Below are 17,696 nucleotides of genomic sequence, written 5' to 3' on the forward strand. Positions count from 1 at the left end.
TTACGCCATGCGCCACATTAACCGTTATCCCCGACAGGGAATGCGCCTGACGCTGATGCTGTTGCCGTTTGTCTTGCTGATCGCCGCCTGGTTTATCAGCTCGGCGGTGCGGCTGGAAGCAAACCCGCAGGATAAACTGCTGCCCGGTCTGTCGCAGATGATCGCCGCGGTTGACCGGATGGCATTAACGCCCGATAAACGCAGCGGTGAGTTTCTGCTGTGGGCGGATACGCTGATCAGTCTCACCCGTCTGCTGACGGGCCTGATGATCTCCGCGCTGATCGGCCTGGGCATCGGTATTGCCGCCGGGGTGTTTCCCATGACCCGCGCGGCACTGTCGCCGTTTATGACCGTCGTGTCGATGATCCCGCCGCTGGCGCTGCTGCCGATGCTGTTTATCGTCTTCGGGCTGGATGAGCTGTCAAAAGTGATGCTCATCGTCATCGGCATCACCCCGATGCTGGCCCGCGACCTGGAACAGCGGGCGCGGGAGATCCCGATCGAACTTTTCATCAAAGCCCAGACGCTGGGCGCGAACAGCTGGACGGTGGTATTGCGGGTGGTGCTGCCCCAGCTGCTGTCGCGACTCATCACCTCGCTGCGCCTGCTGCTGGGTTCGGCGTGGCTGTTCCTGATCTCCGCCGAAGCCATCTCTGCCACCGCCGGGCTGGGTTACCGCATCTTCCTCGTCCGCCGCTACATGGCGATGGACGTCATCATTCCTTATGTCATCTGGATAACCCTGCTGGCCTGGCTGATGGATCTGGCGCTGCGTCAGCTGCACAAAGCCTGTTTCCCGTGGGCGGAAGGAGGCCGGGAATGAGTTTTATCGATATCAAAAACATCTGGCAGGAATATGGCGATCACGTGGTGCTGGAGCGCATCAATCTGCAGGTCAGGGAAGGTGAGTTCTGCTCGCTGGTGGGCGCCTCCGGCTGCGGGAAATCGACCTTCTTACGACTGCTGCTCGGTCAGGAGCGACCAACGCGCGGCACCATCACGCTCGATGGTGAGCCGCTGCCCGCGGAGCCCGATCGCAGTCGCGGCGTGGTCTTTCAGCGCTACTCGGTTTTTCCTCATCTCAACGTGCTGGATAACGTCACCATCGGTCTGGAACTGCCGGCGTCACCGCTGTGGGGCCGGCTGCTGGGCGCCCGAAAACGTCAGGCGCGTCAGCAGGCCAGAGAGATGCTGGAGCGAGTGGGGCTGAGCCATGCGCTCGACAAATATCCGGCGCAGCTGTCGGGCGGGATGCAGCAGCGGCTGGCGATTGCTCAGGCGTTTGTCATGCAGCCACGGGTGCTGCTGCTGGATGAGCCCTTTGGCGCACTTGACCCTGGCATCCGCAAAGATATGCACGCCCTGCTGCTTCAGCTCTGGAGCGAAACCCGCATGAACGTCTTTATGGTCACGCACGACCTTGCCGAAGGGTTCAACCTGGGCACCCGGCTGCTGGTTTTTGACAAGGTGCGCCTCGATCCCCAGGCACCCAATGCGTGGGGAGCGCGTATCACCTATGACATTCCGCTCAACGAGACGCGGCTGTCCCAGCTGGCGACCGGCCGCAAAGACAACATTTACCCCTTAAAGGAGAACGCTCAATGACGGCACTTTTTCACTCCGGCCCCAGCCTGCGCGAAGAGCAGATTCCAGGCGGCGCGCATACCTCGCTGATCCTGCGTAAGGGCGGGATCCTGCGCCTGACCGATATCGACGGCGGGGCTAACGTCAGCGCCATGATGCTCAATCCGCACGAAAAAAGTGAACGGCTGAACCTGCCCGACACCCTTAAGGGTCAGCACACCGCGCGGCTGACCACCGGCCACTGTTTTTACTCTGATATGGGTCGCGTCCTGGCGGCTATCGTGGCGGACAGCTGCGGCTGGCATGACCCGTTCGGCGGCGTCCTTAACGCCGCCGAGACGCACGACAAGTACGGCAGCGGACGCTATCAGGAACTGCGCAACGGTTTCTACCGTAACGGCGTCGATAACCTGCTGGTGGAAATGGGCAAATGGGATCTCGGCCTGGAAGATCTGCTGATGGTGGTGAACTTTTTCAGCAAAGTCACGGTGGATGAGGCGGGACGCTTTGCCTTCATTTCAGGCAACAGTCAGCCCGGCGATTTCGTTGAGCTGTATGCGCCAATGGACGTGCTGATCGTCCTGACCGCGCTGCCTCACCCTCAGGATCCTGCCACTGAGTATCTGCCGCGCCCGATTCAGCTGAACTGGTATCAGGCCGATGCGGGTCAGGCCCTCAGCGACGCCATTTTCACCCGCGATGAAAATCAGCGCGCCATGCAAAACACCCAACACTTTTCCCTGTAAGGAGGCTGTGATGACAGCGATTACCCCTGATTATCATCCTGAAACGGCAGTCTGGCGTCATGTGATCCCGGCCGGGGAGCCCTGTCTGTTCGAGGTCAAAAAAGGGCAGCGGCTGCGGCTGCTCGACCTCGAAGGTAACCAGGCGATCGATACCCTGTTCTATCGCGCCGATAACCCCCGCGAGCGTTACGATCCCCAGCGCACCCTGCGTCGTCAGGGAAAGGTCTATCTGACTACCGGCAGCGTGCTCTACTCCAATCTCGGTAATCCGCTGCTGACCCTGGTTGCCGATACCTGCGGACGCCACGACACCCTGGGCGGGGCCTGCTCCCAGGAGAGCAACACGGTGCGCTATGCCCACGATAAGCGCTACATGCATAGCTGCCGGGATAACTTTCTCTGCGCCTGCCTGCATGATGGCCGCCTTCACAAGCGCGACATCGGCGCCAATATCAACTTTTTTATGAACGTTCCGGTAACGCCGGAAGGGCGGCTGACCTTTGAAGATGGACTGTCAGCCCCCGGCAAATATGTTGATCTGATCGCGGCGTGTGACGTGATGGTGCTGATCTCGAACTGTCCCCAGCTCAATAACCCCTGCAACGGCTGGAACCCGACGCCTGCAGAGGTGCTGGTGTGGAACTGAATCTGCATCCGACAGCGCGACAGCCGGGCCTGACATTCCCGCTCTGATCGATCGCCTGTCTGCCTCTACCGCCGCTGCACTGTCAGGTGCCGGTCATCCCCGGGGACGGCCCCAGGGAATAGCAAATTCTGCGGGACGACCCGCCTCCCTGTGAGCATCACCTATGTTTGATACGTTACTGATTGCCAATCGCGGCGCGATCGCCTGCCGCATTCTGCGTACCCTGCACGCCATGCAGGTGAAAGGCATCGCCGTTTACTCTGAGGCTGACCTGAGCAGCCTGCATATCCGTGAGGCGGATAGCGCGATCAGCCTGGGCGACGGGCCCGCCGCGCAAACCTATCTGGTGGCGGAGAAGATCATCGCCGCCGCACGGCAGAGCGGGGCGAAAGCGATCCACCCCGGCTACGGTTTCCTCTCGGAAAATGCCGCCTTTGCCGAGGCGTGCGAGGCGGCGGGCCTGATTTTTGTCGGCCCCACGCCGCAGCAGCTGCGTACTTTCGGCCTGAAACACACGGCACGCGCTCTGGCAAAAGCCGAAGGCGTTCCGCTGCTGGAGGGAAGTGAACTGCTGGCGGACCGCCATGAAGCCCGCCGGGCAGCGGCCCAGGTTGGCTATCCGGTCATGCTGAAAAGCACCGCAGGCGGCGGCGGCATCGGTATGCGCGTCTGCCGCGATGAGGATGAACTCGCCGACGCGTTTGACACGGTGCAGCGTCTTGGCCATAACAACTTCAGCGATGCCGGGGTCTTTCTCGAAAAATATATCGAACGCGCCCGTCATCTTGAGGTGCAGATTTTCGGTGATGGCAAAGGCGGAGTGATCGCGCTGGGGGTGCGTGACTGCTCGGTTCAGCGCCGTAATCAGAAAGTCATTGAAGAGACACCTGCACCCAATCTGCCTGACGGCATGGCAGAGGCACTCTGTTCCGCCGCCATCGCGCTGGGCAAAGCGGTGAACTATCGCAGCGCCGGAACGGTGGAATTTGTCTATGACAGCGCGGCGCAGCACTTCTATTTTCTGGAAGTGAACACCCGCCTTCAGGTCGAACATGGGGTCACGGAGCAGGTGTGGGGGGTTGACCTGGTGCAGTGGATGATCGAACTGGCCGCCGGGGCGCTCCCGCCGCTGGATCGTTTAGCCGCCACGCTGAAACCACAGGGCCACGCCATTCAGGCCCGGATCTACGCGGAAGATCCGGGACGGCAGTTTCAGCCATCACCCGGTCTGCTGACCGATGTTTTTTTCCCGCCAGCCGGAGGAAAGACGCTGCGTATCGACCGCTGGGTAGAGGCGGGCAGTGAAGTGCCGCCCTTTTTCGACCCGATGCTGGCGAAAACCATCGCCTGCTGTCCTACTCGCGACCAAGCCATTGCCACGCTCGCTCAGGCGCTGGCGGAAACCCGGTTATATGGCGTCGAGACCAATCGCCTCTATCTGCTGCAGATACTGGCTTTTGCGCCATTCACCACGGGGGAACCCTGGACCCGCTGTCTGGAGCAGCTCGGTTATCAGGTGGCCACGCTGGAGGTGCTGAGTGCCGGAACCCAGACCAGCGTTCAGGACTATCCCGGCCGTCTGGGCTACTGGGCGGTGGGGGTGCCGCCTTCGGGACCGATGGATGACCGCGCGCTGCGCTTCGGCAACCGCCTGCTGGGCAACGCTGAGGGCGACGCCGCGCTGGAGATCACCCTTAACGGCCCGACCCTGAAACTGAATACCGATGTGCAGGCGGTGGTCTGCGGAGCGCCGCTCCCCGTCACGCTGGAGGGGGTCGATCAGCCGATGAATACTGTCTTTGCTGTTCCGGCAGGCTCAACGCTGAAGCTGGGCGCGATCGCAGGTTCAGGCGTCAGAAGCTACCTCTGCCTGAGCGGCGGGATTCAGGTGCCGGATTATCTGGGGAGCAAAAGCACCTTTACGCTCGGCCAGTTCGGGGGACACGGAGGCCGGGCGCTGCGCAGCGGCGATGTACTTCACCTGGCACCGCGCCCGGCAGACGTGACGGGCACATCACTGCCCGCCTCGCTCTGCACGGGGCTGGCCGCGGTGCGCACGCTGAGGGTAATTTATGGCCCCCACGGCGCGCCGGAGTTTTTTACGCCCGACTATATCGGGACTTTCTTTGCCACCGAATGGGAAGTGCACTTCAACTCCAGCCGTACCGGTGTTCGCCTGATTGGACCGAAGCCGATCTGGGCCCGCGAGAGCGGGGGTGAGGCGGGACTGCATCCTTCCAACATTCATGATAATCCTTACGCGATTGGCGCAGTGGATTTCACCGGCGACATGCCGGTCATTCTCGGCCCCGATGGCCCCAGCCTGGGCGGCTTCGTCTGCCCGGTGACGGTCATCGAAGCGGATCTCTGGCAGCTGGGGCAGCTTAAAGCCGGGGATAAGGTGCAGTTTGTGGCGGTGGACATTCCCACCGCCCGCCGACTGGCCGCAGGAGGACGTGCCGAGCTGGCAACGCTCGAGCCACAGGCGATCGCCTGGCAGCCGGCACCGCTTACGTCGCCTGTCGTGATGACCTGCGGCAAAGAGGATAAGCGTCTGGTGGCGCGTCTCTCAGGCGATACGCATCTGCTGCTGGAAGCTGGCGAGCCGGAACTGGATCTGGTGCTGCGTTTTCGCATCCACGCGCTGATGCAGGCGATAGAAGCGCAATCCCGTCCGGGGGTCGTTGATATTACGCCCGGCATCCGCTCCCTGCAGATCCATTTCCAGCCGGAAACCCTGACCCCGGAGGCGCTGCTGGCGTGGGTGCGGGAGGCATGGGAGGCGGTCTGCACAAGTGATGACCTTCAGGTGCCGACACGCGTGGTGCATCTGCCGCTCTCCTGGGACGATCCCGCCTGTCAGAAAGCGGTCGAAAAATATATGACCACCGTGCGGCAGGACGCCCCCTGGTGCCCGGACAACCTGGAGTTTATCCGCCGGATCAACGATCTGCCGGATAAGCAGGCCGTATGGCAGACGGTGTTTGATGCCCACTATCTGGTGATGGGGCTGGGCGACGTCTATCTCGGCGCGCCCGTCGCCACACCGCTGGATCCCCGCCATCGTCTGGTCACGACGAAATATAATCCGGCACGCACCTGGACGGCCGAAAACTCGGTGGGGATTGGCGGGGCTTATCTCTGTGTCTACGGTATGGAAGGGCCTGGCGGCTATCAGTTTGTTGGCCGCACGCTGCAGATGTGGAATCGCTATCGCGATGTCGCCGATTTTGGCGGTAAGCCCTGGCTGCTGCGTTTTTTCGACCAGATTCGTTTCTATCCGGTTTCGGCTGATGAGCTGCTGCAGATCCGTCGCGATTTTCCCGTAGGGCGCTACCCGCTGCGCATAGAACAGGGCACGCTGCGGCTGGCGGAATATCAGCATTTCCTCGACCGTGAAGCCGGGAGCATCAGCGCGTTTCGTCAACATCAGCAACAGGCGTTCAATGCTGAGCGTGACCGCTGGATAGCCAGCGGACAGGCACATTACATCACGCAGGAGAGTGAGGTGGCGGAAACGGGAGACGCGCCGCTTCAGGCCGGGGAGCAGGGCGTTGAAAGTCCGGTTTCTGGCAACCTGTGGCAGGTTCAGACGGCAGCGGGGTGCCGCGTGAAGGCGGGCGATACGCTGGTGGTGCTGGAATCGATGAAAATGGAGATTCCGCTGCTGGCCCCCTGTGACGGGGTGATTCAGCAGGTCAGCGTGCAGCCGGGCAGCGCCGTGCGGGCAGGACAGCGGGTAGCCATCATTCTTAAAGATCGGTCTTAACAGCCCTGCGTGACAGGGTCACCTGTCACGCAGAACGCTTCTTAGCCTGCGCCCGCTTCACGCAGCCAGCCGATCAGCGCCTCGCTGCCCGGCTGACTCAGCGTGCGCTGCGGCCAGGCAAGATAATAGGGTTTGCTCAGCGGCAGACTGAAATCGTCGACAATCACCAGTTCGCCCCGCGCCAGCTCCGCCGCGATCAGGCGGCGCTGCCCCAGCAGCAGACCGGCCCCCGCCACGGCAGCATCAATTGCCAGCGAGGTCAGATTGAAACTGAATGCGGGCTGCGGAGCCGGTTCGTCCACGCCTCTGGCCTGAAACCAGCTTCGCCAGTCCGGCAGGAACCGGCCCTCATTGCCCCAGTCGAGGTGAATTAAAGGTGCCTGACGGAAGATCGTTTCTGGCGTATAGCGCTGGAGTAAGGCAGGGCTGGCAACCGGCAGCACCTCATCATGGAATAACCACTGCTTGTCCAGCTGCGGATAGCGATCTTCCCCAAAGCAGATGACGAAGTCTGCAGGCATCGCTGTGAAATCAACCTGCGCGTGCGTGCCGTGTAACGACAGATCGCTATCGGGGCAACAGGCGCGCCAGCTCGCCAGCCGGGGCAACAGCCATTTGGACGCCAGCGCCGGTAAGGCATAGAGCGTGAGTGTCGGCGCTTTCGCTGCATGGCGGATATTCTGCTGACCCAGGTGCAGGATATCAAAGGCTTCGGTGACGTAACGCAGATAGGCCTTGCCGGTGTCAGTCAGCATCACGCCGCTCTGGGTGCGTAAAAAGAGCGCACTGCCGAGCTGCTCCTCCAGCTGACGAATCTGCTGGCTCACCGCCGCCGGCGTCAATGCCAGCTGGGCCGCCGCTTTCGCCAGGCTGCCCAGTTCGGCGGCCACTTTAAAGGACTGGATAACACTGATTTTGGGCAACCGGGGTGAGTGGGCAGGCATTAACGCTTCCTTATCAGGGTATTAAGTTTTTATCGTTACACAGGCTTAGCAGGCGACAGGTAGAGTAGCATCACTCCTGCTCATGATGAGAACTGTTGCTATGACTGACTCCCTGGTTCGTCTCGATCTTCATCCGCTGGCCGATCGTGGCTGGCGTCACCGCTGTCGTGAACAATTAAATCACGCTGGCGCGCTGGTCCTGCGTCAGTTCTTACAGACCGCCGCTCTGGAAGCGATAGTTCAGGAGGGCAACGCGCAGCGTCACCTGGCTTATCACACGCTCAGCAAACATAACGTTTATCTGATGAAACCTGATGCGGCCTTCAGCGCCGATCATCCGCGCAATCGTGACGTGATCAGCACCAAAGGCTGCATTACCGATGACGCTATCGCGACCGACTCCCCGCTGCGTCAGCTTTATACGGATGAGCTGTTCAAACAGTTCCTGTGCGACGTGCTGGGAGAGGACGCGCTCTATCCCTATGCCGATCCGCTTTCGTCGATCAACCTGCATTATGCGCCTCACGGCCAGGAGCTGGGCTGGCACTTTGACAACTCCTCTTTTGCTATCACCCTGCTGGTGCAAAAACCGCAGGCGGGCGGGGTGTTTCAGTATGTGAAGGATCTGCGGGATGCCGATGCCGGTGAGATGAATTATGCAGGCGTCGCGGCGGTGCTGGATGAACGCCAGCCGGTCGAGGCCCTGGCGATTGAGCCCGGCGATCTGGTGCTGTTTCGCGGGCGCAACGCCCTGCACCGCGTGACCCCGACCGAAGGTGAGGTGACCCGCATGCTGGCGGTGCTGGCTTACAACACGCAGCCCGGCATTGCGCTATCCGAAACCGCGCGGATGACTTTTTACGGCAGACTGTGAAATCAGGGCACGCCAGCCGCGCTCAAAGATTTGCTGCGTGCGGAAAGCCACTAACGCCCGCCAGTCTGCATCGCAGGGCCAGAATCCTTCGACAAGGTTTGCTTTGATCCTCTGGCCCTCTGCACTGGCGGGGTCGCCAGAGAGATGAAGCCAGTGATCGTCCCGCACCCGCCGATGCATCTCTTCCCCTTCATAAGTTCCGCATTCGACCACCAGCGGTAAAATCAGCGTGCCGTCGAGGGCGGTCAGCAGATACTGTGACAGATAGCCTGTCGCGGTTGCCGTAATGCCGGTGGCGCTGTCCCGCCCGGCGCCGGTATAGAGCAGCGTCAGCCACTCGCCATAAATGTCTTTGCCCCACTCATGGGCGGCATAATGCTGCCCTGCAATGGAGAGCAGCATGGGATGGCCCCAGGCTCCGGCTCCGGTGTGGAGATCGAAGCTGATGATGGTTTTCGCCACGGAGAGATGCTGCGCAACGATCTCCGCCATCGTGTTAAAGGACCAGGCGGGCTGTGTTCCGCCAAAGAAAAAGCCTTCAGCAGACGTATACTGTCCCGCTTCTGCAATGCGTTTAACTGCCTGCCAGCCGGTGTCACGCAGGACTTCGGTCAGCTGCCGATCAGCGCTGTCACGGTCGCCATGATAAAGGGAGTGTAACCCGGCGTAGGCGGGGTTAGCGGGCAGCGGCTGGCTGAAGTCGATAAAATGACGGTTAAGATCGATATTATCTTCATTGACGCGCCGCAGATGGGCCGCGCCCCAGGGATTAAGCAGATGCACCAGCACCAGCGCCGTGTCAGCAGGGAGCGCGTTTTCGTCGCGCGTCTCCAGCCAGGCTATCTGGCAATCCGAACCATAATAACCTTCGACGCCGTGTATGCCGGAGATAACCAGCATCACGCGTGACGCGTCGGCAGGACCCCGTCGGGCCACATCCGTATAGAGCGCCTCGCCCTGCGGGCCAGGCAGGGGATGGCGGTAAGAGGTCACCACCGCACCTGTACGCTCTGCAGCCACCAGAAAGCGTGCGCGCTGAACCTGATAGTCGGGCAAGGCCATAGTATCCAGACGCCTGCCATCGTCGCGCGGGACCGTCACGGGTAAACCCTGAATCTGAAGTACTTTCTGGTCAGCTGGTCGTAGGTGCCGTTGTGATGAAGCTCCGCCAGCGCCGCGTTGATCATCTTCAGGTTAGCATCATCGCCCTTGCGTAACGCGATACCCACACCATCGCCAAATATCGCTTTATCCACCAGGGTGCCTTTAATGGCGTAGGGCTTACCTTCCTGAGTGGTGAGAAATCCCTGCTCAGCGGAGACCGCGTTGGCCAGGCTGCCATCGAGACGCCCGGCAACCAGATCGGGATAGACCTCCATCTGATTAGGGTAAGAGATGACTTTCACGCCCTGGCCTTCCCATTTAGTTTTGGCGTACGTTTCCTGAATGGTGCCCTGAGCCACCCCGATCGTCTTGCCGCGCAATGAGGTAACGTCGGTCGTCAGATTACTGGCCGCCGGTGCCAGTAACGCACTGGGGGTGTTATAGAGCATGTCACTGAAAGCCACCTGCTGGCGACGCTTATCGGTCATCGACATCGCTGACAGGATGGCATCAAATTTCTTCGCCTGAAGGGCAGGGATGCTGCTGTCGAACCCCATCTGCACCCACTGACACTTCACCTTTGCCTGCGCACAGATGGCATTACCAATATCGATGTCAAAACCCTGCAGCGACCCATCTGCCGCCTTAGATTCAAAAGGGGGGAATGTCGGGTCAACCCCGAAGCGCAGCGTCTGCTGCGCCAGAGCCACCTGTGAGAAAGCGGTGAGCGAAAACAGTAACGCGAGAGAGACGTTCTTTTTCATGTTTATTTCCCGGAGTCAGGTGAATGTCATAGTGACCTCAGATTTAATAACATGGGGGTTCTCCCATCACCAGCGAATAACCGCACTGAACCAGAGCAAAATCTTATAGTAATAAAGGAGTTAGCGGGTTTTTATGCGGTATTAACTTTTGCTTAATTACGGACCATTACCCTCTGAGGGACGTGAGCCGCTGATGCAGGAAATCGATAAACGATCGGACTTTCTCAGGCACATGGCGCGTATTGGGGTAGAGCGCATAAATCCCCTGCTGCGGAAAGTGATGATCGGCCAGCAAGCGAACTAATCCGCCATTCGCAATGTCATCTGCGACAAGCCACTCAGGCAGGATCGCCACGCCTGCCCCTGATAACGCAAAAGCCCGTAAAGATGAGGCGCTGTCGGCGACAATCCTGGCGGGGTGACGGGCGCTCAGAAGCACATTTTCTCCATCCGGGGTCACTATCTGCCAGCTTAAGGGCGTCGACAGACGACTGTGCGCTATCCATGTTGCTGACGCGAGCTGTTCGGGATTCTGGATGGCGGAGTGAGCCAGGGTGTTGAGGTAAGAGGGCGCTGCAACCGCATAAATCGCAAATTGATCGAGACGTCGCGCATGATGAGTCGAATCGGCAAGATGTCCCAGTCGTATCGCCACATCAAAGCGCCCGGCAATAAGGTCATCGGTCTGAGACGATGACACATGCTGTATTCGTAGCTGAGGGTGTTTTTCCGCAAACGCAGCCAGGGCTGGCACGATGACGCGCGCACCATACTCAGGGGTAGTCGTAATCCTGAGTGAGCCGCTTAACCCTGTGTGATCGCCGCGAACATCCTCCAGAACGCTTTCCGCATCCTGAAGCAGCTGAAGGCAGCGATGATAAAATCGTTCGCCGGTATCGGTGGCTGAAACACGTCGGGTGCTTCTGACGAGTAACGAGACACCCAGCTCTTCTTCAAGCTGTTTGATGTTGAAGCTCACGACGGCCCGGGTAAGTCCGAGCGTCTGAGCGGCCCCGGTAAAACTGCCAGCCCCAACGACGGCGACGAAGATTCCCAGCCGCTGCATATTGATCATTGTGCTTCCTTTGGGTGAGACCATTGTCAAAATAATTTTGACAGTGTAACAAGCGGGAGTGAATTTATCCCCATACTGGCTCCCCCTATACTGCGTGCATCCTGTTCTCTCCGCCGGAAAAAATATGAGTTATCGCGGGCGCGTGGCCAGCCTTTATCTGCTGGGTTTTTTCGTCGATTTAGTAAATATGTTTATCGCCAATGTGGCATACCCTGAGATCGGCAGACAGTTTGATGCACCGGTGAGCCAGCTGGCGTGGATAAGTAATGGTTACATCCTGGGTCTGACGCTGGTCATCCCGCTGAGTGGCTGGCTGGCCAGACGTATAGGGTCCAGACGCCTGTTTATGCTTTCACTGCTGGTTTTTATGGCTGGCACCTGTGGCACAGGCGCATCAACCTCAATGGCTCAGCTCATCCTGTGGCGTTTCATCCAGGGCCTCGGTGGTGGACTGTTGATCCCCCTGGGTCAGACGATGACTTATCAGCTCTACAGGAGCAGTGAACGCGCAAAGTTATCGTCTGCCGTCATGCTGGTTGCTTTGCTCGCACCTGCACTTTCGCCTCTGTTGGGGGGTGTCCTAGTTGAGAGCCTCAGCTGGCGCTGGGTGTTCCTGATCAGCCTGCCACTCGCGGGTGTGACGTTTGTCCTGGCGGCATGCTGGCTGAAAGCAGAGAGGGCGGTGGAATCATCTGAAGCTCTGGACCTGGTGGGTTTAATCAGCAGCTGTACCGCACTCACGCTGATCCTTCTCGGACTGACCGCGCTGGGTGAAGCTGACCGCTTTGCTCAGGGGGCAGGGATGCTGCTTATGGGTGTGATAACGCTGGCTGGCTACGTGAAGAACGCGCTGGGAAAGCGCCATCCCCTGATTAACCTGCACCTTGTCAGGGAGCCGCTTCTGCAGACCGCTATGCTGATTTATCAGTTCATACCTGGGGTGTTCACCGGGGTCAGTATGCTCACCATGCTCTATCTGCAAAACCAGCTTGCTATGCACGCAGGCTTTGCGGGCGCACTGATGCTGCCATGGTCACTGGCTTCCTTTGCCGCCATCAGTCTGACCGGCAGGCGATTTAACCTCTGGGGACCGCGCCCGCTGTTTATCGCTGGATGTCTGGTGCAGGCCGCAGGCATTGGCATGCTGGCAATGACAGACCAGCCAGCAGATGCCGTTGTTTTTGTCATCGCATTCACGTTGATGGGATTGGGTGGCAGCTTGTGTAGCAGCACGGCTCAGAGTTCTGCATTTATTCAAATCACCCATAACGATCTGGCTGATGCCAGTGCCATATGGAATATCAACCGGCAACTCAGTTTTTGCCTGGGTGTCACACTGGTCAGCCTCTTGTTTAATCTGCTGGTGAATACAGGCATCCCGGTGATGCGCGCTTATCATCTCTGTTTTGTTATAGCGGCATGCAGCGCTATCGTTCCTGTGCTGTGCTGTTTTCGTATTTCAAATCAAAAGGTTGTTAGTACCCTTAATGAGGAGTGAAAAATGAACCGTTACTGTCAGGAAGTTCTGGATGCCCATACGCTGATCAGCCGCTGGCTCGGCGATGAAACGGCTCACGATGACGTTTGCGAGAAACTGCTGGGCCGTTTTAGTCCTGCGTTCTCCATGGTGACACCGGGCGGCACCGTGCTGGACTTTGCTGCTCTGAACACTTTTTTCCGCACGCAGCGTGGGGCAAGACCGGGTCTGAACATTGATATCGGCGATATGCAGGTCATTGCTGAAGGCGAAAAATCTGCCACCGTCGTCTATAAAGAGTGGCAGCAGCTTCCGGGACAAAACGCCACGCTCCGTTTTTCTACCGTGGTGTTTGAATCAGAGGATGATGGCAATATACGATGGCGCCATCTGCACGAGACAGCGTTGCCGCAGGCATAAAATCAGATGGCTGCTAAATGCGCATAATCTATCTTATGTTAAATAAGTGATTCAGAGAGCATGCTGCTATGCGAACTGTTGTTGTTGTGCCCTACGATAATCAATGGCCTGCACTGTTTGCGGCCGAAAGTGTCATGCTAAAAACATTGCTGAATGGCGCGGTTATCGGCCTCCATCACATCGGCAGCACATCAGTACCCGGCCTTGCGGCCAAACCCATTATTGATATCCTGCTGGAGGTAACTGATATTAATGCGCTGGATACCTGCTCCCCTGCATTGAGCCGCGCCGGATACCTTGCGCGCGGTGAATCGGGCATTGCCGGACGCAGATATTTCACTAAGGGAGGCGAACAGCGCAGTCATCATCTGCATGCGTTTTCGGCGGGAGATAAAGAGGTTTTGCGGCATCTTGCCTTTCGTGATTACCTGAGAGAAAACAGACGGGTTGCTGATGATTACGCTGAACTTAAACAGGCGGCAGCTTCACTGTGCCGCAACGACAGCCAGCGTTACAGCGCGCTCAAGACCGATTTTATAGAACACCATCTGCGGATGGCGCTGCGTGCCATGAACAGTCAGTCGTGACGCGCCGTTATGTTAAATGAGCATGCATCTGGTCAATCCGGTGACTGACTTCCGGCAGAGAAGACAACCTTCTGACATTTATGTAATCATTCAGTAAAATTCCTGTTCTGGTTATACCTCTATGCTCTCGGTGCCCTTTCCCGTCATTACGCTGATTGCTTTGCTTTTGCTGATCGCGGCCCTCTGCACAGCAGGCGCACGCCATAATGGCGCACTGCGTTTTCTTTTTGCCAGCTTCATCCTGATATTAACCAATACGCTGCGCTGGGAGTTTCACTCCGATCTACTGAGAAACCTGCAGTCAGTCATGGCCATTTTTCTGCCCGCTATTGCATGGAGCAGTTTCGTGCTGCCCGGCGAGCACAGGCAGAAGCGCTATGTGCTGATGCTGTTTGTACCCGTCGTTTTGTCACTACTGATCCGACTGCTGTGGGCGCCGGCTACAGATGTCGTGCTGGGCATACTGTTTTTCAGTTATGGCGTGGCTCTTTTCAGAGCGACGGGAAAGCCCCCCTTCCACTCTCTGCGACCGGGTGAGATTTCTCACTCTGACAGGCTCGCGCTGTTTGCGGGTTTCTTTCTCTGCTCCTCTGCGCTGACTGACCTTCTGATTGCTGTCGACTTCGGCTTCAGCGGGGGGAAATATGCCACCTCGATCGTGGCAGTTACGCAATTTGCGCTGCTGCCTCTGGTAGGAACGCTTATCTTCAGACTCATCAATCCGCCTCCGCTCATCGGGTCAGCCCCCGGTCAGGAGCAGAACAGAGAAAAAGAGAGAGCCGGGACGGCTGAGTTGACCGCCTTATACAGGAAGCTGGAAAAGCAGGTTCGTGAGGATGAACTCTACCTGAATCCGGATGTGACACTGGCGCTGCTGGCGAGGAAAACCGGCATACCTGCCCGCCATGTTTCTGCCGCCGTTAACTCGGTCAGACAGTGCAATGTTTCACAGTGGATTAATGGATTCAGGGTTGAACGGGCAAAAGCGTTGCTGATTAACACCGCTCTGCCCGTGACGCAAATCATGATGGAATCAGGCTTTATGACGAAGTCTAATTTTAATCGTGAATTCCTGCGGCTTTCCGGAACGTCGCCGGGGGCGTATCGTCAGCAGGCGCGGGATAATTCAGGGCTGACTGCAGAAAAAGCGTGATTTGGCTCCTCAGTTGCTGATGCAGTGCTCTGCGGTCAGCGCCCCGATCATCCTGACACACGATGCCGTCGCCGGGAGAAGCTTCATCTATAAGCTTCTCGCCACCCGGTTTGCATAACTGCATAAAACTGAAATGCGTAGCGCCCTTAACGATGCGGTAATGGTGCAGAGATGCAGGCAGGTTATCCGCAATGTAGGCAGACTCCTGCGCCGCAGGCAGCTCTCCCAGGCTGTCATTACCCGCCGCCAGGATAAGAATGGGCAGCGTCATTCGGGTAAGACTTTGGGAAGTAAAACCCGGCGCTAAACCCGCATCGAGTGAAACCACGGCACCGATCCTGCTATCACGAAGATCAGAGAAGCGATCCTGTGCGGCCACCTCATTCATTCCCAGCTTATTTGTCAGCCTGCAGTCACCACGACGCGGAAATCGCTGACAGTTGCTCAGGAAAAGCGAAGGGTCGAAACGCGCTCCGGCCAGTGAAAGCACCGTCCATCCGCCAAGCGAGTGCCCGATAGCCGCGATTCGTGTGGTGTCCGCCGCGCCAGCAAGATCGGAATGGAGGCTGATGAAATCAATCACCCGCGAGAGTTCACGGGGGCGCCGCCACAGTTTTTTGGCCGCGTCAGGATTCTGATCGAACGTCGTCGTACCGGGATGATCGGGAGCGGCGACAATGTATCCCTGCGCGGCCAGGGCGTCTGCCAGCCAGGAGAGATTTCTCCAGCTTCCGTTGTAGCCATGCGAAATCACAACGAGAGGATGCCTGCCAGGTATCGGGGAGGCATCAGGGATCACGCTGACCCCGACAAAAGCGGCATTTTCTCCGACCGTTTCTCTCTTCCCTTGCTGGATTGCCGGATACCAGATGGCCACACTGAGAGGACTTCCCGCCGAGTCTGATAACTCCACCTGCCGGAATCCCGGCGCTGCCTGTCCTCCTGCACAGAAAAATAAAAGGGATAACGCGATAAGGCGTGTTCTGACCATGAGTGATGCCCTGCTGTAATGAGTGAAGGCACAGTAATAATCCGCTGCAGGGTTTCAGCGCGTCCTCAAACACGATCCAGGTCCTGATTTTTACCGGCTGCGTGGTTTTTCGCGCTTTCAGACCCTCAACAGCCTCATGACGTTATCCGGTTCAGAAGGAAGATCCCGACGTGTCTATCGGCAGCGTCGGGACGTCAGGGGCGTTACTCTTTCGCGATCGGCGTCTCGCTCTCGTCAATCTTCGTCTCGCCCTGAATGTTCCTGATGCGTTTCTCTACGTCACTGACCTGCTCGCTGCTGTGCAGCAGGGTGTAAGTCAGATCAAACGCGGTGCTTGCACCCGGCTGCAGCTGCTTCACGCGCTTCTGCTCACGTTCAATCGTCACCGGATAGGCATAACTGGTACCGGGTTCAATGCCGGTGACATAACCCTGTTTCAGGGTGTCGGTATTTTTCCACAGGGTCAGCAGCGGCAGCTGGCGGGTATCAAACTGAATTGAGGCACCGCCCGTCCCGGCTTTATTGATGACTGCGGCAACGGTCTGGTGATTGCTGTCCGACAGCGGCTTGATGTTAAATACCATCTCATCAAAATCTTTGGTCGGGCCTTTATAGGTCTGCCACTCTTTTAATCCGGCTTTGGCATAGTCGTTGAACGGACTGATGCCGGACATCGGTGCCAGGAAGCGTGCGCCCTCTTCCAGAATCGGCGTGCCGAAGTTGCTGTGATAGATGATCTGATAGTCGTGCGGATAGTCAGCATGGTTGGTCAGCACATCGTGCAGGCTGAAGCTGTTACTGCCCGGCACATAGCGCAGTTCGGTCAGGGTCTGCAAATCGGCTTTCTTAAAGGTGCTCTCTTTAATCAGACCCCGAATGCGGATCTCATGGGGTGCTGCGTCAGCCACCTCAACTTCCAGCTGAGAGACAGGTGTGTTACCGGCTTTGCCGTGCAGCGTATAGATGCGCCCTTCGTCCGTCACCGGATGACCGGTCCATTCATAGCCGCAGCGCACCATCATCTCATTAAAGCCATCCAGCCAGCCCAGGCCATTACGGCTTTCAAGATTGATGTAAGCCGGGTTGACCACCTCTTTCACGGGAGAATCCCAGCCCATACGGGAACCAAAACCTTCCACGCGCAACAGATTCATCCCGCGGGTCGGACTCAGCGTAATGGTCAGGCCATCCTGACTGCGAATCGTCAGGATCTTACTGCCCTCCTGCTTACCGCCATGAAGCACTTTCTGTTCGATGCTGAACGGTTTACCCTGCAACTTCAGCTCACCGCTGGAAATCTGCCAGTTTCCCTGCTCAGTGCCCTGTTCAGCACTCGTCAGCACCCAGGTTTTTGCCGCAGCAGAACCTGAAACCAGCACCGCCAGTACCGTTAACGCCAGTTTAATCTTCATTTATAGCTCCGTTAGCTGAATCGTTTTTTCATAACATAAGTAAAATTTACTGACTGAAGGTTAAAAGAAACGTGACGATGCTCACCTGACGTGAAATGGCTCTGTTTTAGCGACAGTAATGCGGGCTGAATCACATAAAAAGCGTCCGGA

The 17,696-nt window shown here is 58.0% G+C and carries 16 protein-coding genes; 10 read left to right on the top strand and 6 right to left on the bottom strand.

From position 1 onward, the window contains the following. The first annotated feature begins 7 nt into the window (after positions 1 to 7). The 5 genes from HFD97_RS07365 (at position 8) to uca (ending at position 6,745) form a co-directional block, all read left to right on the top strand. Positions 8 to 823, top strand: a complete 816-nt coding sequence (locus tag HFD97_RS07365) for an ABC transporter permease (RefSeq protein ID WP_167431671.1) — start codon at positions 8 to 10, stop codon at positions 821 to 823. Next, a complete protein-coding gene (locus HFD97_RS07370; RefSeq protein ID WP_058958080.1) occupies positions 820 to 1,605 on the top strand; it encodes an ABC transporter ATP-binding protein in 786 nt (261 codons plus the stop codon). The genes HFD97_RS07365 and HFD97_RS07370 overlap by 4 nt, the downstream gene beginning before the upstream one ends. Beyond that, a complete protein-coding gene (locus HFD97_RS07375) occupies positions 1,602 to 2,330 on the top strand; it encodes an urea amidolyase associated protein UAAP1 (protein ID WP_167431672.1) in 729 nt (242 codons plus the stop codon). The genes HFD97_RS07370 and HFD97_RS07375 overlap by 4 nt, the downstream gene beginning before the upstream one ends. A gap of 10 nt (positions 2,331 to 2,340) precedes the next feature. Further along, positions 2,341 to 2,976 carry an urea amidolyase associated protein UAAP2 gene (locus tag HFD97_RS07380; protein WP_009092979.1) on the top strand — a complete coding sequence of 212 codons (636 nt, stop codon included), beginning with the start codon at positions 2,341 to 2,343 and terminating at the stop codon, positions 2,974 to 2,976. 163 nt (positions 2,977 to 3,139) lie between these two features. Then, positions 3,140 to 6,745 carry an urea carboxylase gene (gene uca, locus HFD97_RS07385; protein ID WP_167431673.1) on the top strand — a complete coding sequence of 1,202 codons (3,606 nt, stop codon included), beginning with the start codon at positions 3,140 to 3,142 and terminating at the stop codon, positions 6,743 to 6,745. A 41-nt stretch (positions 6,746 to 6,786) separates the two neighbouring features. Here the strand turns inward: uca and HFD97_RS07390 are convergent, their stop codons facing one another. After that, positions 6,787 to 7,689, bottom strand: a complete 903-nt coding sequence (locus tag HFD97_RS07390; protein ID WP_009092981.1) for a LysR substrate-binding domain-containing protein — start codon at positions 7,687 to 7,689, stop codon at positions 6,787 to 6,789. A gap of 100 nt (positions 7,690 to 7,789) precedes the next feature. Here HFD97_RS07390 and HFD97_RS07395 point away from each other — a divergent pair, with 100 nt between their 5' ends. After that, positions 7,790 to 8,563 carry a 2OG-Fe(II) oxygenase family protein gene (locus HFD97_RS07395; protein WP_009092982.1) on the top strand — a complete coding sequence of 258 codons (774 nt, stop codon included), beginning with the start codon at positions 7,790 to 7,792 and terminating at the stop codon, positions 8,561 to 8,563. On the opposite strand, the gene HFD97_RS07400 is transcribed toward HFD97_RS07395, so the two are convergent. From HFD97_RS07400 to HFD97_RS07410, 3 genes are all read right to left on the bottom strand, one after another. Then, positions 8,522 to 9,625 (bottom strand): DUF2817 domain-containing protein, encoded by a 1,104-nt coding sequence (locus HFD97_RS07400; RefSeq protein WP_167431866.1) that lies wholly within the window; start codon positions 9,623 to 9,625, stop codon positions 8,522 to 8,524. The genes HFD97_RS07395 and HFD97_RS07400 overlap by 42 nt on opposite strands. A 35-nt stretch (positions 9,626 to 9,660) precedes the next feature. Then, positions 9,661 to 10,431 carry an ABC transporter substrate-binding protein gene (locus HFD97_RS07405; RefSeq protein WP_167431674.1) on the bottom strand — a complete coding sequence of 257 codons (771 nt, stop codon included), beginning with the start codon at positions 10,429 to 10,431 and terminating at the stop codon, positions 9,661 to 9,663. 166 nt (positions 10,432 to 10,597) lie between these two features. Next, positions 10,598 to 11,506, bottom strand: coding sequence for a LysR family transcriptional regulator (locus HFD97_RS07410; RefSeq protein WP_167431675.1), 909 nt, complete (start codon positions 11,504 to 11,506; stop codon positions 10,598 to 10,600). A gap of 124 nt (positions 11,507 to 11,630) precedes the next feature. Here HFD97_RS07410 and HFD97_RS07415 point away from each other — a divergent pair, with 124 nt between their 5' ends. The 4 genes from HFD97_RS07415 to HFD97_RS07430 all read left to right on the top strand — a co-directional run bounded on the left by HFD97_RS07415 (position 11,631) and on the right by HFD97_RS07430 (position 15,143). Beyond that, positions 11,631 to 13,004, top strand: coding sequence for an MFS transporter (locus tag HFD97_RS07415; protein ID WP_167431676.1), 1,374 nt, complete (start codon positions 11,631 to 11,633; stop codon positions 13,002 to 13,004). Positions 13,005 to 13,007: 3 nt separating this feature from the next. Next, positions 13,008 to 13,403, top strand: coding sequence for a DUF4440 domain-containing protein (locus HFD97_RS07420; RefSeq protein WP_167431677.1), 396 nt, complete (start codon positions 13,008 to 13,010; stop codon positions 13,401 to 13,403). 68 nt (positions 13,404 to 13,471) lie between these two features. Further along, on the top strand, positions 13,472 to 13,990 hold the full coding sequence (locus HFD97_RS07425; protein WP_150029050.1) for a GrpB family protein: 519 nt from the start codon (positions 13,472 to 13,474) through the stop codon (positions 13,988 to 13,990). A 121-nt stretch (positions 13,991 to 14,111) separates the two neighbouring features. Beyond that, a complete protein-coding gene (locus tag HFD97_RS07430; RefSeq protein WP_150029049.1) occupies positions 14,112 to 15,143 on the top strand; it encodes an AraC family transcriptional regulator in 1,032 nt (343 codons plus the stop codon). Here the strand turns inward: HFD97_RS07430 and HFD97_RS07435 are convergent. Further along, entirely contained in the window at positions 15,049 to 16,056 is a 1,008-nt protein-coding gene (locus tag HFD97_RS07435) for an alpha/beta hydrolase family protein (RefSeq protein WP_370528406.1), read from the bottom strand. The two genes, HFD97_RS07430 and HFD97_RS07435, sit on opposite strands and share 95 nt — an antisense overlap. Before the next feature lie 281 nt (positions 16,057 to 16,337). Continuing rightward, positions 16,338 to 17,546 (bottom strand): aldose 1-epimerase family protein, encoded by a 1,209-nt coding sequence (locus HFD97_RS07440; RefSeq protein ID WP_150029047.1) that lies wholly within the window; start codon positions 17,544 to 17,546, stop codon positions 16,338 to 16,340. Positions 17,547 to 17,696 lie beyond the last annotated feature (150 nt).

This window comes from Pantoea sp. EKM103V (genome assembly GCF_011800365.1).
Lineage (GTDB): Bacteria > Pseudomonadota > Gammaproteobacteria > Enterobacterales > Enterobacteriaceae > Pantoea > Pantoea anthophila.